The sequence below is a fragment of the Sphingomonas sp. AC435 genome (assembly GCF_979253005.1).
The window spans coordinates 1-21,093 of record NZ_CEEDCJ010000016.1 but is presented as its reverse complement, the minus strand read 5'-3'; the positions used below and the strand labels follow the sequence as shown (position 1 = coordinate 21,093).

Genomic DNA, 21,093 nt, shown 5'->3' with positions numbered 1-21,093 from the left:
CGGACCCGTCGCTGATCCGCAACGCGCACGTCACGGTGTTGTTATGGGACACCGGCATTGCGCCCCCATCGGCCGGCCACGGCCATACCGGGGGATACCAGATGACGATTCTGAACGCCGACGCACTCGCCTATGACGATGGCGACATCGACACCAACCGCTCGCAGAACCAGCACCTGAGCGACCTGATCGCGGTCCGCTATTCGCGTCGCCAGACGCTGATGGGTGGCCTGCGCGCAGCGGGTGCGGCGGCGTTCGGCGGCATGCTGCTCGCGGCATGCGGCGAGGATGGGAACGGCGACGGCGAGGCGGCGATCGTCAACGCTGGCCAGAACATCACGACCAGCGGTGGGAAGACGGTGCAGCTCGCCGGCTCGGTCACCAGCGGCACGGCAGCCTCGGTGCAGTGGGAGCAGGTGTCCGGCACGCCGGTGAACCTGACCGATGCGACGACCAACACGGCGACCTTCTCCGCCCCCGCCGTGACCGCGCAGACGCCGCTGGTGTTCCGCTTCACCGCGACCAGCCCGGACGGCGTTCGGTCGTTGTCGGAGACCACCGTCACGCTGATGCCGACGATGCTGGGCTTCACCGCCGTACCGAAGAGCCTGGCGGACGTGGTAGCGGTGCCGACCGGTTACAGCGTATCGGTGCTGTACCGTCTGGGCGATCCGATTTCCGGGAGCGTCCCAGCCTATGCGAACAACGGCACGGACACGAACTTCGCGCAGCGCGCCGGCGACCATCATGACGGCATGAGCTATTTCGGCCTGTCCGCCAGCGGCACCGCGCCCGATCCGACCAGCAGCCTGCGCGGCCTGTTGGCGATGAACCATGAGAACATCACCGAATCCTATCTTCACCCGAACGGCGTCACCGCGGGTGCGGTGCGGCTGGCATCGGAGGCGATCAAGGAGATCGAGGCGCATGGCGTGTCGGTGATCGAGGTCGCACGCGCTTCGGCGACCGGCGCGTGGAGCTACACGCAGGGCTCGACGCTGAACCGCCGCGTCACGCCGAACACGCCGATGACCTTCAGCGGCCCGGTGCGCGGCAACGCGATGCTGCGCACGCGCCAGTCCACGGATGGCACCGCGGGTCGCGGCACGATCAACAATTGCGCGAACGGCACGATGCCGTGGCACACCTATCTGACCTGCGAAGAGAACTGGGCCGGCTATTTCCGCCGCGATACCGGCGACGTCGCCGCCCGCACCGCCGCCGGCCGCGCGAAGGAGAACGTCTCGCTCGCCCGCTATGGGATCGGGCAGGGTCGCGCCGGCAACTATGCGTGGTCGACTGCGGTGTCGACCGACGCCACCAGCACCGTGTTCGCGCGCTGGAACGCGACGATCGTCCCCGGCACGCCGAACGACGGCACCGGCGACTTCAGCCACGAACCGTTTACTTTCGGCTGGGTCGTCGAGATCGACCCGTTCGATCCCGCCGCCGCTCCGCGCAAGCGCACCGCACTCGGCCGGATGAACCACGAAGGTTGCGAGGTCGGCCGCACGATCGCCGGCGTGAAGCCCGCCTTCTACATGGGCGACGACGCTCAGAACGAATATATCTACAAGTTCGTGTCGGCCACGCCCTGGTCGGCGGCGGATGCGACCGCGACGAACCGTCTGGCGATCGGCGATAAATATCTCGATGCCGGAACGCTTTACGTCGCGAAGTTCAATGCCGACGGCAGCGGCCAGTGGCTGCCGCTGGTATTCGGTCAGGGGCCGCTGACCAGCGCCAACGCGACCTACCCGTTCGCCGATCAGGCAGATGTGCTGGTCAACGCTCGGCTTGCTGCCGATGCGTTGGGTGCGACGCCGATGGACCGTCCGGAATGGACCGCGGTCAATCCGGCGACGGGCGAAATGTACTGCACGCTGACCAACAATGCGTCTCGGTCCGCCGGCCGCGTCGATGCCGCCAACCCGCGTGCCTATACCGACCCCAAGACGGACGGGCGCGCGGCGAGCACCGGCAACGTCAACGGCCATGTCATTCGTCTGCGCGAGACGGCGGACACGTCGGAAGCGACGACCTTCGCATGGGACATCTATGCCTTCGGTGCGGGCTCGGACCTCGACCCCAACAACATAAACCTGTCGCAACTGGATGCTACGAATGACTTTTCGTCACCGGATGGCATGTGGTTCGGCCTGCCGAGCAACGTTACCGGGCAGGCGACACCGCTGTTGTGGTTGCAGACCGACGACGGGTCGTACACCGATGTGACGAACTGCATGATGTTGGCCGCGATCCCCGGCGCGGTCGGTGACGGCGGCACGCGGACGGTCGTGAATTCGCTCGGCGGCGCGTCCAGCAGCGCGGTGACGCGCATCGGCAAGACGCCGGGCACAACGCTGCGCCGGTTCCTCGTCGGGCCGAAGCAGTGCGAGATCACCGGCATCCACTCGACGCCGGACGGCAAGTCGCTGTTCGTCAACATCCAGCACCCCGGCGAGGGCGGCGGAGCGGGCAACAACACGTCGAGCTGGCCCTATACGCAGACAGGTGCGGCGACCGGTTCGGCGAGGCCGCGCTCCGCGACGATCGTCATCACCAGGGACGACGGCGGGGTCGTGGGGATCTGAGGTCTTGCGTCGCTGCTCCCTAGCAGGCGCGTGTCTGGAGCTTGGGAGGGGCGAGGACGGTGTCGGCTACGGCCTGTCCTCACACTTCCTTCGCTTCGCTCCTCCTTCCCCCAAGGGGAGAGGGGAACGGGGGGCGCCCACCGTCATGCCGGACGTGTTCCGGCATCTGCCGTGCGGCAGGCAACTCCAGCATGATGATTGTGGAGCGGTGGATGCCGGGACGAGCCCGGCATGACGGCGATCAGCCGCATCGATCACTAGAGGCTTCGCCCCGCGGGCCCCTTCCCACTGCGAGAGGGAAGAGGCTCGCGGCGAAACCTTGGGAAGGGAGAGGGTAGTGGGGCTGCAGCCGGGCCTCACCCTTCCGTCGCTTCGCTCCCCTATCCCTCTCCCAAGGGGAGAGGGATAGGGGGGTGTCAGCGCCGGGGGCGGGTCGGGCGTGCCGAATAGCTCGCAGGACGTGGGCCGTTGGGCTTGCGGCCGCGTGGGCCGGCGCCGGCACCTGCGCCACGCGGAGCCTGCGGCGGCGGGCCGTCGGCGGGGATGATCGTGATGCCGCTCTCGTCGTTGCCCTGACCGGCGGTCTTCGCGACCGAGGCCGCGAACTTGGCGGCGACGGCGCGCGGGATCTGCACGCGGGTTTCGTTCTGGTCGATGCGGATCGCGCCGATCTCGTCGCGCGTGACATGGCCGCGGCGGCAGATTAGCGGCAGCAGCCAGCGCGGATCGGCGTTCTGGCGGCGACCGATGTCCATCTTGAACCAGACCGTGTCGTCGAAACCCGGACGATGCTCGCCGGTGCGAGTATCGCCGCCGCGCTGGCCGCGATCGGGCTCGGACGATTCCAGCATCTCCTCGGGCGAGGGCAGCCGGCTTCGCATCAGTCGGACCAGCATCGCCGCGATCTCGTGCGGCTCGCGCTGTTCGAGCAGACGCAGGCCGAGCGCGTTGTCCTCTTCGTCCAGCTCCACCGGTTCGGCGAGTTGCGTCAGCAGGCGCTCGCGATCGGCGGCGCGGATATCGTCGGCGCTGGGCACCGGCGTCCATGTCACCGCGATGCGGGCGCTGCGCAGCATCATGTCGACGCGGCGGCGCTTCGGATAGGGGACGATCAGGACCGCAGTGCCCTTGCGACCGGCGCGACCGGTGCGGCCGGAGCGGTGCTGGAGCGTCTCGGCGTCACGCGGCAGCTCGACGTGAACGACCAGCGACAGGCTGGGCAGATCGATCCCGCGCGCGGCGACGTCGGTAGCGACGCAGACGCGGGCGCGCTGGTCGCGCAGCGCCTGAAGCGCGGCGTTGCGCTCGTTCTGCGAATGCTCGCCCGACAGCGCGACGGCCGCGAAGCCGCGCTCCAGCAGGCTGGCGTGGAGGTGGCGAACGTTATCGCGCGTGGCGCAGAACAGCATCGCCGTCTCCGCCTCGTGCAGGCGCAGCAGGTTCACGACGGCGTTCTCGATATCGGACGGCGGTACGGCCATCGCCTGATATTCGATGTCGCCGTGGCCGCGATCCTCACCCACCGTCGAGATGCGCAGCGCATCGCGTTGATAAGTCCGGGCGAGTGCCACGATCGGGCGCGGCAGCGTGGCCGAGAACAGCAGCGTCCGGCGGGTTTCCGGCGTGCCGTCGAGCAACTGCTCCAGATCCTCACGGAAGCCCATGTCGAGCATCTCGTCCGCCTCGTCGAGGACGGCGACGCGCAGCGCGGCGAGGTTCAGGGCGCCTCGCTCCAGATGGTCGCGCAACCGGCCGGGCGTGCCGACGACGATGTGCACGCCCTGATTGAGCGAGCGACGCTCGCGGCTGGCGTCCATGCCGCCGACGCAGGTGGCGATGCGCGCACCGGCGGAGGCGAAGAGCCACATCAGCTCGCGGCTGACCTGAAGGGCCAATTCGCGGGTCGGGGCGATGACCAGCGCGAGCGGTGCGGCGGGGCGGTCGAGCGCGCCGTCGGGCATCAACTCGTCCGCCATCGCAAGGCCGAAGGCGACCGTCTTGCCGGAGCCGGTCTGCGCGGACACGAGCAGGTCGCGGCCCTTCGCATCGTCGGCCACGACCGAAGCCTGGACGGGGGTGAGGGTCTCGTAGCCACGCGCGCTAAGCGCCTCGGCCAGAAGCGGGGGCAGGTTTTCGGGGATCATAGAGCCTGGGATATGGGGTGTCGGTGCCGCATCGGCAAACCGATCATAGGGATTGGCCTGTAGCCCAACCGCTCGCCCAAGCCCACTGAAAATTATAACCGCCCAGCCAGCCGGTCACATCGACCGCCTCGCCGATCGCATAAAGTCCCGGTACCTTCTTCGATTCCATCGTTTTTTGAGAGAGTGCGGCGGTGGAGATGCCACCCACTGCGACCTCCGCCTTGGCATAGCCCTCGGTGCCGTTCGGGCGGAACTGCCACTCGGCCAGGCGTTGCCCGGCGTGGCGTAGCGCCTTGTCCGACTGATCGGCGAGATTGCCGGGCAGCGCCAGCCGCTCTGCCAGCGCCTCCGCAAGCCGGCCGGGGAGGGCGGTCGCGAGCGTCTTCACGGCGGAGGCACGGGGGTTGGCGCGTTTCGCCTCGACCAGCCAGTCGGCACCGCGTCCGCCGGTGAAGTCGATCGCGACGGGCTGGCCGTGCCGCCAGTAGCTGGAGGCTTGCAGGATCGCCGGGCCGGACAGGCCGCGGTGCGTGAACAGCGCCGCCTCCGCGAAGCCCGGACCGTCGCCGCGCGCAATCACCGGTGCGGCGACGCCGGCGAGGTCGCGGAACAGCGTCTCGTCGGGGCCGAGCGTCAACGGAACGAGGGCGGGGCGCGGCTCGACCAGCTTCAACCCAAACTGGCGCGCAAGGCGATAGGCGAAGTCGGTCGCGCCGATCTTCGGGATCGACGGGCCGCCGGTGGCGATCACCAGCGCGGGCGCAGTGACGATGCGGTCGCCGATCGTCACGCGGAAACTGCCGTCATGCGCCACGTCGTGCACCGGCCGGCCGAGCGCGATCTCGACGCCGCCGATCGCGCATTCCTCCAGCAGCATGTCGACGATCTGGCGCGCCGAGCCGTCGCAGAACAACTGGCCGAGCGTCTTCTCGTGCCACTTGATCCCGTAGCGTTCGACCAGCGCGACGAAGTCGGCGGCGGTGTAGCGGCCGAGTGCGGAGCGGGCGAAGTGCGGGTTGGCGGAGATGTAGCGGTTGTGCACCGCGTCGACGTTGGTGAAGTTGCACCGCCCGCCGCCGGAGATCAGGATCTTGTTGCCCACCCGGTCTGCGTGATCGACGAGCAGCACCCTTCGCCCACGCTGACCGGCGGTGGCCGCGCAGAACAGGCCGGCCGCGCCGGCGCCGAGGATGATGGCGTCGTAGCTTTGGGTCATTTACGAAGTGTCGCGCCAGTACGCTGCAAAATCCCCCCCCACCCCGGCGAAGGCCGGGGTCCAGTTGCCACGCGGGCAGTGGGATTTACGGCGCTGGCCGAGCCTGGACCCCGGCCTCCGCCGGGGTGGACTAAGTGACATCGCTCACCGCAACTTCGCGATCGACAGCCCGTCCGCCTTGGCGCGATCCTTGACCGACTCCTCGCTGCGGGTCAGCGCCTTGGCGATTGCCTTCAGCGCCATGCCCTTCTTGGCGAACTGGTGCAGCTTCTGCACCTCCTCGGTCTTCCACGGCTGGCGGTGACGTTCGAACTTTTCGGCCATTAGTGATTCTCCACCGACAGGATGCGGATGGCGTCGGGGCGACCCTGAAAGTCCGCCGTCTCGCCTGCCTGCAAGCCGATCATCGCACGCGCCAACGGGGCGGCGAACCCGACGGCCGTTTCGCCGTTCGCTTCGTCGTGCCCGACGATCGCCAGCGTGCGCTCGGCCCCGTTCAATGCGAAGGTCACGCGGCTGCCGATCCCGACCTCGTCGTCTTCGGGCAGCGGCATGACCTCGACCGTCGCCGCGCGCGTCCGCCAGTAGCGCAGCTCGCGCAGCAGCGGCACGGCGTCCTGCGTCGAGGCGGCGGCGATGCGCGCCTCCAGATCGACGACCTTGCCCGCGATCAGCGCGGGGCCGGCCGCCGTGACCCGGTTGGGTCCCGGCGGGATCGGCAGTTCGAAGCGCGGCTCCAGATGTTCCTCGTCGCTTTCCCGGCGGAAGGCGACGCTCATGACAGGTGATCCATCATGAGCAGATAGGTCTAACCGACGCGGTTCGCCACCAGATCGTCCACCACCGCCGGATCGGCCAGCGTCGAGGTGTCGCCGAGTGCGCCGGTGTCGCCCTCCGCGATCTTGCGCAGGATGCGGCGCATGATCTTGCCCGATCGCGTCTTGGGCAAAGCGGGCGCGAACTGGATCGCGTCGGGCGTGGCGATCGGGCCGATCTCGCGGCGGACCCATTGTTTCAGCTCGGCCGCCAGCTCTTCGCTCGCCGCGACGCCGCCGTTCAGCGTGACATAGGCGTAGATGCCCTGACCCTTTACCTCGTGCGGCATGCCGACGACTGCCGCCTCCGCCACCTTGGCGTGCAGGACCAGCGCCGACTCGACCTCGGCCGTTCCCATCCGGTGCCCGGACACGTTGATGACGTCGTCGACGCGGCCGGTGATCCAGTAATAACCGTCCTCGTCGCGGCGGCAGCCGTCGCCGGTGAAGTATTTGCCGGGATAGGTCGTGAAGTAGGTCTGGAAGAAGCGGTCGTGATCGCCCCAGACGGTTCGCATCTGCCCCGGCCAACTGCCGGTGATGCAGAGGTTGCCGGAGGTGGCGCCGTCCAGCACCGCGCCCTTCTCGTCCACCAGTTGCGGAAAGATGCCGGGCAGGGGCCTGGTCGCGGAGCCCGGTTTCAGCGCGGTCGCGCCGGGCAGGGGGGCGATCAGCGCGCCGCCCGTCTCCGTCTGCCACCACGTGTCGATGATGGGGCAGCGACCCTCGCCGACGACATCATGGTACCAGCGCCACGCCTCCGGATTGATCGGCTCCCCGACAGAACCAAGAATGCGCAAGCTGGAGCGATCGGTCGCCGTGACGGGCGCGTCGCCCTCCTTCATCAACGCACGCAGCGCCGTGGGGGCGGTGAACAGCCCGGTGACCCTGTGCCGGTCGACCACCTGCCAGATGCGGCTGGCGTCGGGCCAGTTCGGCAGCCCCTCGTACATCAGCGTCGTCGCGCCGTTCGCGAGCGGGCCGTACAGGATATAGGTATGGCCGGTGACCCAGCCGATATCGGCGGCGCACCACCACACCTCGCCGGGTCGATAGTCGAAGCACCATTCGTGCGTGAGGCTGGCCCAGAGCAGATAGCCGCCGGTCGAGTGCAGTACACCCTTCGGCTTGCCGGTCGAGCCGCTGGTATAGAGGATGAACAGCGGGTCCTCCGCGTTCATCGGCTCGGGCGGGCAGTCGGTCGACACCTGCGCGGCGGCCTCGTGATACCAGACGTCGCGCTCGCCCATCGTCACGTCGCCCCCGGTCGCCTTGACGACGATGACGCGTTCCAGGCTGGGCGCTCGGGTGGCGGCCTCGTCCACGCAGGCCTTCAGCGCGACGCGCTTGCCGCCGCGACGACCCTCGTCGGCGGTGACGACGATGCGCGAGTCGCAATCCTGTATCCGCCCCGCGAGCGCGTCGGCGGAGAAGCCGCCGAACACCACCGAATGCACCGCGCCGATGCGGGCGCAAGCGAGCACCGCGAACGCCGCCTCCGGGATCATCGGCATGTAGATGGTGACGCGGTCGCCCTTCGTCGCGCCGTTCGCCTTCAGCACGTTGGCGAAGCGACAGACCTCCGCATGCAATTCGCGGAAGGTGAAGCGGCGCGGTTCCTCGGTCGGGACGTCCGGTTCCCAGATGATCGCGACCTGATCGCCGCGCTCGACCAGATGCCGGTCGAGGCAGTTGGCGGCAGCGTTGAGTGTGCCATCCGCGAACCACTCGATGTGGAAATCGGCCTCGTCGAACGACCAGTCTCCGGCCTTGGTAGGAGTGTCGATCCAGTCGAGCCGCTTCGCCTGCTCCAGCCAGAACGCGTCGGGTCCGTCCTTCGCCGCCGCGTAGAGCCGGTCGTACCCCGCCGCATCGATCCTGGCCTGCGTCGCCCACTCGTCCGGCACGGGGAACAGGTCTGCGGTCATCGGCGAATCCTCTCTCGTTTGGGTGCGGTGGTAACGTGGTTTGGCGAGGAAGGGCATCGGTGATCTGCGGCTATTCGCGCCGGGAGTTGCAGAGCCTTTCTTTCCTCCCACTTCCCCGGCGGAGGCCGGGGCCCAGTTGCCGCGCAGGCCGTGAGACCCATCGTCTTCACCGCAACTGGACCCCCGCGTTCGCCGGGGTGGGAGCAGGTGGACAGGGCGCAGCCTCGGCAGAACAGCCTATTGCTGCCCCCCGGCCAGATACGTCGCCAAAGGATCGATCATGTCAGCCGGGATGCGCCGCGCGATGACCGGCATCGTCGCATGGCTCTTGCGGGCATCGACGACCTCCTTCTCGCCCCGCCATTGGCGGAGGCGTTGGGCGATGTAGCTGGCGCGTTGGCCGTTCAGCACCGGGTACCCCTTGCCCGCGGCGTGGCAGCTGGCGCAGGCCGGCAGCTGAATCTCGGGCAGGCCCTTCTCCACGATCCGCTGCGCCGCTGTCGAGCCGGAGGGGGTAACGGTGCCGATCCCCGGCAACGCCGCGAAATGCCGGGCCAGCGCCCGCATCTCGTCGGCGGACAGGGCGGCGGCGGCATTACCCATCACCGCGCTGTGCCGCTTGCCCTGCGCGTAGGCGTCCAGCGCCGCGAGCAGATATTCGGGGCGTTGTCCTCCCAGCACCGGAATGTCCGGCTGCCCACGCCCCTGTCCGTCCGCACCGTGGCATCCGGCACATCCGGCGAGCACGCCATCCTTCACGCCCGCGACACCGGCTCCCGCGGCGGCTTCTGTCAGCGAACGGTATTCGGCGACGCTGATCGTCGGCAGGCGGCGGACAAAGGCGACCATGCGGCGGATTTCGTCCGGGCGCTCGGGTGCCCCCCACGCGGGCATGCCGCTGTATTTGACGCCGTGTTGCAGGATCCAGAACAGTTGCTTGTCGGTCCATTCCTTCGCGTTCACCGCCAGATCGGGCGCGGGGGGCGTCGCCGCCTGCATCACCGGCGAGGGGCGGCGGCCGGGTGCACCGTGGCACGAGGCGCAGGCGCCCGCGAAATGCCCGGCCGCGCTGACCAGCTCCTGCTGCGCGCGCGGATCGTCGGGCGCGGAGAAGGCGGCGTGCGTCTTGACCGAGTTGCGCATGACCCAGTGCAGGAACCAGTCGGTCACGGGCCAGTGTCCGCTCGATGCGGCGACGTTGAACAGCCCCGACCACGCGAACAGCATGCCCGCCGCGAAGAGCGTGAACAGCGTCGCGGCGACGCGCTTCCAGGTAATCCTCAGCGTCATGCCGGCTCCTCCCGCATCTTCAGAAGTCCGGCCAGCATCCCCAGCCCGCCGACGAAATAGCTCGCCGCGCCGATCATCAGCATCACCACGCCGCCCAGTTGCTGATCTTCCATCCCGTGGTTCATCGACGCATAGAGCGGGCGCGGCGCTAGGCCGATCAGTGCGCCCAGCAACGTCATGTGCATCGATGTCAGCAGCAGCGCGCCGATGCCGCCCGCGCGGTGACCTGGGGCGAACACCGCGCTCCAGAGCAACAGGCCGGCGGCGAGAAAGCTCGCCTGTTCGATCGCCAGCCACACGCCGCTGCCATCCGCCAGCGCGCGCATCGACGGGACGTGCCAGCCCCACACGACGACCAGTTCCACTAGCATCATCGCCATCGGCGTTACGGTGCGCGGCCAGCGCGCGGCAGGATCGAGGCGGCTGCCATGAAGCCCCCACGCCACCAGCGGCGCCGCGACCGCGACGGCGATCATGTGTCCGGCCATATGCCCGGTCATGCCCCCGACGATCGCCGCCGCCCAGCCGAGCGGCAGCAGGATCAGCCCGGCGATCAACGCAGCGCGCTTCATCGGCAATCCGTCAGGAAGATGACCGGCATGGCGGTGAACACGACGCCGATGAAGCTCAGCGCCGCCAGCAGCACCGTCGCCGTGGCGAGGAAGCGGAGGCGATCGATCTCCGTTCCCGAGTCATGCGGCGGCGTGTCGCCCTTGCGATTGGCCTGAACATGCGCGACCCATCCGGCCGCCACAATCACGATTAGCGCCACCGCGGTGCCGATCGCGAACAGCGTGGGGAAGGTCGCGAACTCGCCGACCTTCGCACAGTTGAGCGCCGCCCACAGGTACGAAAACAGAAAATGCGCCGCCCACATGCTCGGCGGCACGATCAGCGTCCATAGCGTGACGCGAAGTCCGGCGATCCGGTCGCGCAGGCGTTTCACGACGATGCTCCGGGAAACAGGCCGATCGTGGCGTAGGTGACGACGGCGGTCAGCGCGAGGAAGTGCATGAACACGGTGATGTTGCGCAGGTCGGCGTCGTATCGCGGCGTCATCTTGCCGGCGATGCTGCGCGCGAGCGTATAGCCCTGACAGATCACGCCGACGCCGGCATGCGCCGCCGTCCAGATCGCCAGGACCCAGACGATCGCCGGATAGACATGCTCGGACGGGTTCAGACCGGTGAACCACGGCCCGGCCAATCCGGCAAGCAGGCTGGCGAGCGTCAGGACGATACCGACGATCAGCAGGCTGCGGGCGGCGAGGACCTGACCACGGGCATGCACTTCGCGCGCGACCACCGTTGCGGCCCAGCTTGCCAGTTGCGTCCCCATTGCGACCATCGGCCAGAACACGCCCGGTCCGGCTGCGTCGGGCGGCGGGAAGTCGGGGTGGACGGTCCAGTAGAAATAATAGCCGAACACAAGCCCGGAGAACGCTGTCGCATCCGCCAGCATCGTGATGAACATCGCCCACCAGCCGCTGGCTGAAGGGCCAGAGATATACAGCGGCACGACGATGCCGTGGCCGATCGACTTCTCGGGCTTCTCCGGGATGATCGCGGTGCCCGTCCACAGCCATGTCAGCACGCAGCCGAGCGTCACGAACGCTCCCGCCAGCGACCACCAGTAGAGGTGATAGGTCGTCAGGATGAACACGCTGCCCAGCGCCACCGCCGTCGCCATCGGGATGAAGCTGGGCGTACCGAGGCGCACGACCTGTAGCGGTCGCGCGTCGAGAACGGTCGTGACGATCGTCTCGCGCTTCATCTCCTCCGCATCGGGCAGGAAGAAGCGGCCCTCGTCGACCTTGGCGACGAAGTCCTTCTGATCCCAGATCGGGTAGCGGCTCTCGATCAGGGGCACCGACCGGATACCCCAATTCTCGTCCTCTGGCTTGGCCAGCCATTCCAGCGTGCCGGCGTTCCACGGATTGCGGACGCCCTTCGGCCGGGTCGGCGACAAGGCGAGGTCGATGCACACCATCAGCACGCCGGTCGCGAACAGATACGCGCCGACCGTCGATGCCATGTTGAGCCCACCGATGCCGAGTTCGGCCGGATAGGTGAACACGCGGCGCGGCATCCCCTCCAACCCCGACAGGTGCATCGGGAAGAAGGCGAGGTTCGCGCCGGCGAACATCACCCAGAATGCAATCCGCCCGATCCTGTCGGACAGCTTCTTGCCGGTAATCAGCGGCCAGTAATAATAGAGGCCGCCGAACAGCGGCAGTAGGGTGCCGCCGATCAGCACGTAATGCAGGTGGGCGACGACGAAATAGGTGTCGTGCGCCTGCCAGTCGAACGGTGCGATCGCGACCATCACGCCGGTCAGCCCGCCGATCGTGAAGATCGCGATCGAGCCGACCGCATACAGCAGCGGCGTCGACCAGATCACGCGGCCCGCCCACAGGGTGGCGATGAACGCGAACACCTGAATACCGGTGGGGATCGCGACCGCTTCGGACGCGGCGGAGAAGAAGGCGAGGCTGATCTTCGGCAGTCCGGTCGCGAACATGTGGTGGACCCACAGGCCGAAGCTCAGGAACGCGGTGCCGACCGCCGCCAGCACGATCCACGGATAGCCGAGCAGGTGCCGCTGCGCGAAGGTCGGGATCAACATCGCGAACAGCGCGATCGACGGCAGGAAGACGATGTAGACCTCGGGATGCCCGAAGATCCAGAACAGGTGCTGCCACAACAGCGGATCGCCACCCTTCGCCGCATCAAAGAATGGCCAGCCGAGCAGGCGCTCCATCTCGAACAGCAGGTCGCCCGCGATCAGCGGCGGGAAGGCGAACAGGATCATGACTGCCACGACCAGGATGTACCAGGCATAGAGCGGCATCAGGTTCAGCCGCATCCCGGGCGGCCGGCACTTCAGCACGCCGACGATCAGCTCGACCGCGGCGGCGACCGACGACACCTCGATGAAGCTGAGGCCCAGCATCCAGATGTCGGCGCCGAGGCCGGACAGATCGGTGCGCGTCGTCAGCGGCGGATACATGAACCAGCCGCCATCGGGCGCGGCGTTGAAGAAGATCGACCCGCCAACGAAGACGCCACCAAGCAGGAAGCTCCAGTACCCGAACGCCGACAGCCGCGGGAACGGCAGGTCGCGCGCCCCCAGCAACTGCGGCAGCAGGATGATCGACACCGCCTCGAACATCGGCACGGCGAACAGGAACATCATCATCGAGCCGTGCAGCGTGAACAGCTGGTTGAAGGTGTTTGCGGAGACCAGGTCGTTCTCCGGCACTGCAAGCTGCGTCCGCATGATGAGCGCCAGCACGCCCGCGAACAGCATGAAGCCGAAGGCGGTCAGCGTGTACCACACGCCGACCCGGTTATTGTTCACGTCGGTCCAGCGCAGGAACAACCCCTCGGGCGGTTTCCATACGGCGCGCAGCCGCTCCTCCTGCTCGGCGCGCAGGGTCAGGTCGTTCTGGTCGCTCATTTCAGCCCTTGGAGATAGCGGGCGAGCGCGACGGCGTCGGCCGGTGTCATGTGGTCGAAGGCGGGCATGCGGACGCCCGGCTTGGTCTTTTCCGGGTGGCGGATGAAACTGGCGACATTGGCAGTCGTCATCGGCAGGACGCCGGCCGCCAGCGTCTGGCGCGCGCCGAAATGCGTCAGGTCGGGGCCGATCGCGCCTGCCTCGCCGGTGCCGCGGATCGCGTGGCAGCCGCCGCACCCGTATTGCGCGAACAGCGCGTTACCGCCCGCCGCCGGCTTGGCTTCCGCCGCCAGCCAGCGGTCGAACGCGGCCGGCTCCATCGCCACCACGTCGAATGCCATCAGCGCATGGCTCAACCCGCAAAACTCGGTGCAGACGCCGCGAAATCGCCCCGGCTTCGTCGCGCGCACGACGAGCGTGTTGGTGCGGCCGGGGATCATGTCCATCTTGCCGGCCAGACCGGGAATCCAGAAGCTGTGGATCACGTCGCCGCCCATCAGCTTCAGGGCCACCGTCCGCCCGACCGGCACCCGCACTTCGTTGGCGGAGACGACCGGCGCGGCGTTCGGCGGGCGATAGGCGACGCGCCACCAGAATTGTTCCCCCTCGACATTGATCGTCAGGTCGGCGCGCGAGGTGGGGAGGGGCCGCATCGCCGGCAGCGACGTGACGAGCAGCGTGAACAGCAGGATCGTCGGCACGACGCCGCCCGCCCACAGCACCAGCTTCATCCCCTGACGATGCGTCAACCGCTCGCCCGGCGTGCGGATCGCGTGCCGGATCAGCAGCGACATCGCGACGGCGATGACCACCGCGCCGATCAACAGTGTGATCGTCAGGTCACGGGTCGAACTCGCCTCTACCCCGAACGGTGCGAGCGCGGACTGATGCCGGTTGCATCCGGCGAGCGACAGCGCCGCCAATAGCCCGAAAAGATGAAGTTTCCCCCGTATGATCGTTCGGCTCCCTGTTCGCCTGAATGTTCGTGCAGCCTGCCAATTGCTGACATTGCTGTTAGCGCGGACGGGGCGTCCATGTTATGCTGCGGCCATGACGACCTTGCCCCACGCCTATGTCATCGACGTTGACCCAGCGGACATCGATTTCATGGGTCACGTCAATAACGCCAGCTATCTGAAATGGGTCCAGGAAGCGGTCATCAGCCACTGGCAGAAACTGGCGCCCGCAGAAGCGGTTGCGGCGCATCTCTGGGTCGCGCTCCGCCACGAGATCACCTATCGCAAGCCCGCCTTCCTCGACGACGAGGTGATCGCCACCGTCATCCTCGAAAAGGTGCAGGGCGCCCGCGCCTTCTACGACACGGTGATCCGCCGCGGCGAGGAAGTGTTGGCGGAGGTGAAGTCGAGCTGGTGCTGCATCGACGCCACGACCCACCGGCCCGCGCGACTGACCCGCGCCGTGATCGATCGTTTCTTCTGATACGACTTGGCCTCATCTTCGTGTCCGGCTAGGGCTAGACGAAAATACGGAGAGGGCATGCAGGATTTCGACTTCGCGCTGGGTGAAACCGCGGACATGATCCGCGACACCACGCGCCGTTTCGCGAGCGAGCGCATCGCGCCGCTGGCCGCCGCGATCGACGCGGAGGACCGCTTTCCGATCGAGTTGTGGCCGGCGATGGGCGAGCTCGGCCTGCACGGCATCACCGTCGCCGAAGAGGATGGGGGGCTCGGGCTCGGCTATCTCGATCATGTCGTCGCGTGCGAGGAAGTCAGCCGCGCCTCCGCTTCCGTCGGGCTCAGCTACGGCGCGCATTCGAACCTCTGCATCAACCAGATCGCCCGCTGGGCGAATGCCGAGCAAAAGGCGAAGTACCTCCCCAAGCTCATCTCCGGCGAGCATGTCGGCAGTCTGGCGATGTCGGAGGCCGGGGCAGGGTCCGACGTCGTGTCGATGAAGCTGCGGGCGGAGAAGACCGGCGACGGCTTTCGCCTCAACGGCACGAAGTTCTGGATCACCAACGCCGCCTATGCCGACACGCTGGTCGTCTATGCGAAGACGGGGGAGGGGAGCCGCGGCATCACCGCCTTCCTGATCGAAAAGGATATGCCCGGTTTCTCGATCGGCCAGAAGATCGACAAGATGGGTATGCGCGGCTCGCCCACCGCCGAACTGGTGTTCGACGACTGCATGGTCCCGGCTGCAAACGTGATGGGGCCGGAAAATGGGGGTGTCGGCGTGCTGATGAGCGGGCTCGATTACGAGCGCGCGGTGCTGGCGGGCATCCAGCTCGGCATCATGCAGGCGTGCCTCGACGTGGTGCTGCCCTATATTCGCGAGCGTCGTCAGTTCGGCCAGCCGATCGGTACGTTCCAGCTGATGCAGGCGAAGGTCGCCGACATGTACGTCGCGCTGAACTCCGCCCGCGCCTATGTCTATGCGGTCGCGCGGTCCTGCGACGCGGGCAAGACGACGCGCTTCGACGCGGCGGGTGCGATCCTGCTCGCGAGCGAGAACGCGTTCAAGGTGGCGGGCGAGGCGGTGCAGGCGCTTGGCGGCGCGGGCTATACCAAGGATTGGCCGGTGGAGCGCTTCCTCCGCGATGCCAAGTTGCTCGACATCGGTGCGGGTACCAACGAGATCCGCCGCATGCTGATCGGCCGCGAACTGATCGGTGCCGCAGAGAAGGTGGCGCAGTGAGGGGCGCAGAAGGTTGCACGGATCTTCTCCCCTCCCTGCAAGGGAGGGGCCGGGGGTGGGTGGATGTCCGCGCTACCTTCGCGCCATCGCGTGGGGCTTCCGCATCGCCCGACCGATACCCACCCCCAACCCCTCCCTCGCAGGGAGGGGAGCAGCGCCTTGCTTCATCACAGCGGCGCGACCCTCGTCAGAAGCCCTCCAAGCTTGCGACTCAGCCCGGCGGCCGACCGCACGCCCCCGCACGGACCCACGCCCGGTGAGCCGCCTCGCCACCAATCTCTCGCGCGATAGCGACACCTTCCGCGCCAACGCCGCCCACAACCGCGCGCTGGCCGAAGACCTCCGCACCCGCGTCGCAGCCTTCGCGCTCGGCGGCCCGGAGAAGTCCCGCGACCGCCATACCGCGCGCAACAAGCTGCTCCCTCGTGACCGTGTCGAGCGCCTGCTCGACGCCGGCAGCGCGTTTCTGGAGATCGGGCAGCTTGCCGCGAACGGACTGTACGACGGCGAGGTCCCCGGCGCGGGCCTGATCTGCGGCATCGGCCGGGTGTCCGGTCGGCAGGTGATGATCGTCTGCAACGACGCCACGGTGAAGGGCGGCACCTATTATCCGCTGACCGTCAAGAAGCACCTCCGCGCGCAGGAGATCGCGCAGGAGAACCGGCTGCCGTGCGTCTACCTCGTCGACAGCGGCGGCGCGAACCTGCCACATCAGGCGGAGGTCTTCCCCGATCGCGATCATTTCGGGCGCATCTTCTTCAATCAGGCGAATATGTCCGCGCTCGGTATTCCGCAGATCGCCTGCGTGATGGGAAGCTGCACCGCGGGCGGCGCATACGTGCCGGCGATGTCGGACGAAACCGTGATCGTCCGCAACCAGGGCACGATCTTCCTCGCCGGCCCGCCGCTGGTGAAGGCGGCGACGGGGGAGGTCATCTCCGCCGAGGAGCTGGGCGGCGCCGATACGCACGGCCGCCGCTCCGGCGTCGTCGATCACGTCGCCGAGAACGACGAGCACGCGCTGACGATCGTCCGCGACATCGTCGCCACGCTGCCGCCACAGCACGAATCCGACGTGAACATGCGCGCTCCCGTCGAACCGCGCTTCCCGGCCGAGGACCTGTACGGGATCGTCCCGCAGGACGTTCGCGCACCATATGATGTGCACGAGGTCATCGCCCGGCTGGTTGATGGATCGGAGTTCCACGAGTTCAAGGCACTGTACGGCGCATCGCTCGTCTGCGGCTTCGCGCACGTCCACGGCATGCCCGTCGCGATCCTCGCCAATAACGGCGTGCTGTTCAGCGAGAGTGCCCAAAAAGGCGCGCACTTCATCGAGCTCGCCTGCCAGCGGCGTATCCCGTTGTTGTTCCTCCAGAACATCTCCGGCTTCATGGTTGGTGGGAAGTATGAGGCGGAGGGGATCGCCAAGCACGGCGCGAAACTGGTCACCGCCGTCGCCACCGCCAGCGTGCCGAAGATTACGGTGCTGATCGGCGGCAGCTTCGGCGCGGGCAATTACGGCATGTGCGGCCGCGCCTATTCGCCGCGCTTCCTGTTCACCTGGCCGAATGCGCGGATCAGCGTGATGGGTGGCGAGCAGGCGGCCTCCGTGCTGGCCACGGTTCACCGCGACGCCGACACGTGGACGCCCGAGGAAGCCGAAGCCTTCAAGGCCCCGATCCGCCGCAAATATGAGGATGAGGGGAACCCCTATCATGCCACCGCACGGCTGTGGGACGACGGCGTGATCGACCCCGTCCAGACGCGCGACGTGCTCGGACTGGCGCTGGAAGCGTGCCTCAACGCTCCCGTCCCCGAAGCCGCGCGCTTCGGTGTGTTCCGGATGTGAAGGGGATCGTCGCTTCGATCCTCCCCGGCACGGGGAGGTGGCGCGCCGAAGGCGTGACGGAGGGGCAGCCCCGAGCGACACGGCTCGCGGCTGCCCCTCCACCAGCTACGCTGGTCCCCCTCCCCGTGCCGGGGAGGACTGCATGCTGAGAGCTCCGGGCGTCACTGTTCGTCGGGCGAGAACCCTGCGCAGCGACATGTCGCTTCCGGAGGTGCTCCTCTGGCGAGAACTCCGCAAGCGCCCGGCAGGTTTGAAGTTTCGCCGGCAGCACCCGGCTGGACCTTACATCCTCGACTTTTTCTGCGCCTCTGCCGATCTCGCGATCGAGGTCGACGGTGAAGCGCACAACCGTGGCGAGCGCCCGGCAAAAGACGCGTCGCGCAATGCGTGGCTGACGCTGCACGACATCGCGACATTGCGCATCGCGGCAAGCGCCATTCTCGCTGACCTGTCGGCCGTCATCGACCACATCGTCGCGACCTCATCGCCCGACCGCCTCCTTGCCCTCGCCGAGGAGAATGAAGGACCCCCGCCATGATCCTCCCGCTCCTCCTCCTGCTGCAATCCGACAAGCTGCCGCCGGCGAACCCGCTCCCCTACACCGACCCGGACGCCGCGTCCGTCATGGCCCCGGTCAACCGCATCCTCGCCGCGGTCGGCACGCGCGACGGCGCGGCGATCACCGCCGAGACGCGGCCGGAGGGTGGCGCGACCGTCGTCGTCGAGCGTGCGGACGGCGGCCGGACGATCCGCCATCTGAGCTGGGCCGAGTTCGCCGGCGGCATCAAACCCGGCGCCGAAAAGCTGGCGGAGCGCATGCCCGACCCCGCGATGGAGGTGGACGGCGACATCGCAATGGTCTGGGGACCATACGTCTTCACCGTCGACGGCAAGCCCGATCACTGCGGGGTCAACCATTTCGACCTGATCCGCGAACAGGGCCGCTGGAAGGTGCTGAACGTCACCTGGTCGCAGCGCTCGACCGGCTGCGAGGCGCGCTGATGCTGTCCTACACCGGCCGCGATCATTATGATCGGGCGGTCATGCCATCGTCCTCCAGCCCCCACCGATCGCGCCCCGTCGCGCGGTTCGGCTCGAAGTGGAAGAACCCCGTCCGGCGCCTCCACTTCCTCCACTTCGACACTGCCGCCCAAGGCTTTTCAGCATGATAGCATCGCTCCTCATCGCCAACCGCGGCGAGATCGCCTGCCGCATCATCCGCACCGCGCGCAGCCTCGGCATCCGCACGATCGCGGTCCATTCGGACGCGGACGCGACCGCGCTGCACGTCCGCCTCGCCGACGAAGCCGTGCCCATCGGCCCGTCGCCGGCGCGTGAGAGCTACCTCGTCGGCGAGCGCATCCTCGCTGCGGCGCGCGACACGGGGGCGGAGGCGATCCACCCCGGTTATGGCTTTCTGTCGGAAAACGCCGACTTCGCCGCGGCGGTGATCGCCGCCGGTCTGATCTGGGTCGGTCCGCACCCGGACTCGATCCGCGCGATGGGGCTGAAGGATGCCGCCAAGGCGCGGATGATCGCCGCTGGCGTGCCCGTCACGCCCGGCTATCTCGGCGAAGATCAATCGGCTGAACGTCTGGCCGCGGAGGCGGATGCGATCGGCTATCCTGTCCTGATCAAGGCGGTGGCGGGCGGCGGCGGCAAGGGTATGCGCCGCGTCGACGATGCCACCGACTTCGCCGACGCGCTCGGCTCCTGCCGGCGGGAGGCGGCGTCCTCGTTCGGCGACGACCGCGTGCTGATCGAGAAGTATATCCTGTCGCCCCGCCACATCGAGGTGCAGGTGTTCGGCGACACCCACGGCAATATCGTCCACCTGTTCGAACGCGACTGTTCGCTGCAACGCCGCCACCAGAAGGTGATCGAGGAAGCGCCTGCGCCCGGTATGGACCCGATCACCCGCGCGGCGGTGTGCGACGCCGCGGTCAAGGCGGCGCGTGCGGTCGACTATGTCGGCGCGGGCACGATCGAGTTCATCGCCGACGCCTCCGCCGGCCTCTCCGCCGACCGGATCTGGTTCATGGAAATGAACACCCGGCTTCAGGTCGAACATCCGGTCACCGAAGCCATCACCGGCCAGGACCTCGTCGAATGGCAATTGCGCGTCGCGAGCGGCGAACCGCTGCCGATGACGCAGGACGATCTGGCGATCGACGGCCATGCGATCGAGGCGCGCCTCTATGCCGAAGACCCCGCCAAGGGTTTCCTGCCCTCCATCGGGCGGCTCGACGTCTTCGATCTCGGCACGTCCGTCCGCATCGATACCGGCGTAGAGCAGGGGGCGGAGGTCTCCCCGTTCTATGATCCGATGATCGCCAAGCTCATCGCCCACGCCGCGACGCGAGAGGAGGCGCGCGAAACCTTGGCCGACGCGTTGGACGAGGCGGTGATCTGGCCGGTCCGCACCAACGCCGGCTTCCTGGTCGAGGCGCTGGACCACCCGGACTTCGTCGCCGGCACCGTCGATACCGGCCTGATCGCACGCGAGGGCGAGGGGCTGATGCCGCCCGTTTTGCCCAGCGACGAAGCGCTCGCCGATGCCGCCGCGTCCCTCGCCGGGGAGGGAGGATTTCGCCTGAATGCCGCACCCCGGCGGCAGGGCTGGTTCCTGCTCGACGGCCAGACGATCGAGATCGACTTCGCGGAAGGCGCCGCCGAGTCCGTTGAGGACGATCACATCCTGATCGCCGAGGGTGGTCAGGTCTGGGAACTCGCCCGCTGGCGTGTCGATGGCGCGGCGGCGGGTGGCGCCGCAGATGGCGCGATCCTCGCGCCGATGCCCGGCCGCATCATCGCGGTGGATGTGGTCGAAGGGCAGGGGGTTGCACCCGGCCAAAAGCTCGTCACCCTAGAGGCGATGAAGATGGAGCACTCGCTCGTCGCCCCGTTCGCCGGCACCGTCGCCGCGCTGTCCGCCAGCACCGGAGGCCAGGTGACCGAGGGAACGCTGCTGGTGCGTATCGATCGTTCCGCCGATTAGCCCTCAGAGCGCCTGTGCTGCCCGCCAAGGGCGCAAACCAGCCAGAGCCGATTTTTTGCATATTTCTGACAGAAAGGGTTTGACGGGTGTTGAGGTGTTCCCTAGATGGGTTTCACCGCAGCGGCGGCCTTACGGG

17 protein-coding genes are annotated in these 21,093 nt (G+C 67.9%); 7 read left to right on the top strand and 10 right to left on the bottom strand.

Annotated elements, in window-relative coordinates; genetic code table 11:
* Nucleotides 1–101: 101 nt before the first annotated feature.
* Nucleotides 102–2,594, top strand: a complete 2,493-nt coding sequence (locus tag AC0CH8_RS18285) for a PhoX family protein (RefSeq protein ID WP_465241111.1) — start codon at nt 102–104, stop codon at nt 2,592–2,594.
* 416 nt (nt 2,595–3,010) lie between these two features.
* Here AC0CH8_RS18285 and AC0CH8_RS18280 read toward each other — a convergent pair whose 3' ends face one another.
* From AC0CH8_RS18280 to coxB, 10 genes are all read right to left on the bottom strand, one after another.
* A complete protein-coding gene (locus AC0CH8_RS18280) occupies nt 3,011–4,738 on the bottom strand; it encodes a DEAD/DEAH box helicase (RefSeq protein WP_465241110.1) in 1,728 nt (575 codons plus the stop codon).
* A 43-nt stretch (nt 4,739–4,781) separates the two neighbouring features.
* Nucleotides 4,782–5,954 carry a BaiN/RdsA family NAD(P)/FAD-dependent oxidoreductase gene (locus tag AC0CH8_RS18275; protein WP_465241109.1) on the bottom strand — a complete coding sequence of 391 codons (1,173 nt, stop codon included), beginning with the start codon at nt 5,952–5,954 and terminating at the stop codon, nt 4,782–4,784.
* A 144-nt stretch (nt 5,955–6,098) separates the two neighbouring features.
* Nucleotides 6,099–6,278: a hypothetical protein gene (locus tag AC0CH8_RS18270; protein ID WP_204198752.1), complete on the bottom strand. Its 180-nt coding sequence runs from the start codon at nt 6,276–6,278 to the stop codon at nt 6,099–6,101.
* Nucleotides 6,278–6,733 (bottom strand): GreA/GreB family elongation factor, encoded by a 456-nt coding sequence (locus tag AC0CH8_RS18265; protein WP_465241108.1) that lies wholly within the window; start codon nt 6,731–6,733, stop codon nt 6,278–6,280. The genes AC0CH8_RS18270 and AC0CH8_RS18265 overlap by 1 nt, the downstream gene beginning before the upstream one ends.
* A gap of 29 nt (nt 6,734–6,762) precedes the next feature.
* On the bottom strand, nt 6,763–8,697 hold the full coding sequence (gene acs, locus AC0CH8_RS18260; RefSeq protein ID WP_465241107.1) for an acetate--CoA ligase: 1,935 nt from the start codon (nt 8,695–8,697) through the stop codon (nt 6,763–6,765).
* A 237-nt stretch (nt 8,698–8,934) separates the two neighbouring features.
* Nucleotides 8,935–9,987 (bottom strand): c-type cytochrome, encoded by a 1,053-nt coding sequence (locus AC0CH8_RS18255; RefSeq protein ID WP_465241106.1) that lies wholly within the window; start codon nt 9,985–9,987, stop codon nt 8,935–8,937.
* Nucleotides 9,984–10,559, bottom strand: a complete 576-nt coding sequence (locus AC0CH8_RS18250; protein ID WP_465241105.1) for a cytochrome c oxidase assembly protein — start codon at nt 10,557–10,559, stop codon at nt 9,984–9,986. Before AC0CH8_RS18250 ends, AC0CH8_RS18255 begins: the two co-directional genes overlap by 4 nt.
* Nucleotides 10,556–10,933 carry a hypothetical protein gene (locus tag AC0CH8_RS18245; protein ID WP_465241104.1) on the bottom strand — a complete coding sequence of 126 codons (378 nt, stop codon included), beginning with the start codon at nt 10,931–10,933 and terminating at the stop codon, nt 10,556–10,558. The genes AC0CH8_RS18250 and AC0CH8_RS18245 overlap by 4 nt, the downstream gene beginning before the upstream one ends.
* Entirely contained in the window at nt 10,930–13,446 is a 2,517-nt protein-coding gene (gene ctaD, locus AC0CH8_RS18240; RefSeq protein WP_465241103.1) for a cytochrome c oxidase subunit I, read from the bottom strand. The genes AC0CH8_RS18245 and ctaD overlap by 4 nt, the downstream gene beginning before the upstream one ends.
* Nucleotides 13,443–14,369 (bottom strand): cytochrome c oxidase subunit II, encoded by a 927-nt coding sequence (gene coxB / locus AC0CH8_RS18235; RefSeq protein WP_465241102.1) that lies wholly within the window; start codon nt 14,367–14,369, stop codon nt 13,443–13,445. Before coxB ends, ctaD begins: the two co-directional genes overlap by 4 nt.
* A 127-nt stretch (nt 14,370–14,496) precedes the next feature.
* Between coxB and AC0CH8_RS18230 the strand changes: the two genes are divergently transcribed.
* The 6 genes from AC0CH8_RS18230 (at nt 14,497) to AC0CH8_RS18205 (ending at nt 20,957) form a co-directional block, all read left to right on the top strand.
* Complete coding sequence (locus AC0CH8_RS18230; RefSeq protein ID WP_204198760.1) at nt 14,497–14,886, top strand: acyl-CoA thioesterase; 390 nt, start codon at nt 14,497–14,499, stop codon at nt 14,884–14,886.
* Between the two features lie 57 nt (nt 14,887–14,943).
* On the top strand, nt 14,944–16,107 hold the full coding sequence (locus AC0CH8_RS18225) for an isovaleryl-CoA dehydrogenase (RefSeq protein ID WP_465241101.1): 1,164 nt from the start codon (nt 14,944–14,946) through the stop codon (nt 16,105–16,107).
* Between the two features lie 256 nt (nt 16,108–16,363).
* Nucleotides 16,364–17,959, top strand: coding sequence for a carboxyl transferase domain-containing protein (locus AC0CH8_RS18220; RefSeq protein WP_465241100.1), 1,596 nt, complete (start codon nt 16,364–16,366; stop codon nt 17,957–17,959).
* Between the two features lie 142 nt (nt 17,960–18,101).
* Nucleotides 18,102–18,497, top strand: a complete 396-nt coding sequence (locus tag AC0CH8_RS18215; protein ID WP_465241099.1) for an endonuclease domain-containing protein — start codon at nt 18,102–18,104, stop codon at nt 18,495–18,497.
* The gene (locus tag AC0CH8_RS18210; RefSeq protein WP_465241098.1) at nt 18,494–18,961 is read left to right on the top strand and encodes a nuclear transport factor 2 family protein; all 468 of its coding nucleotides are present in this window, start codon (nt 18,494–18,496) and stop codon (nt 18,959–18,961) included. Before AC0CH8_RS18215 ends, AC0CH8_RS18210 begins: the two co-directional genes overlap by 4 nt.
* Nucleotides 18,962–19,124: 163 nt before the next feature.
* Entirely contained in the window at nt 19,125–20,957 is a 1,833-nt protein-coding gene (locus AC0CH8_RS18205; RefSeq protein ID WP_465241097.1) for an acetyl/propionyl/methylcrotonyl-CoA carboxylase subunit alpha, read from the top strand.
* Nucleotides 20,958–21,093: the final 136 nt, after the last annotated feature.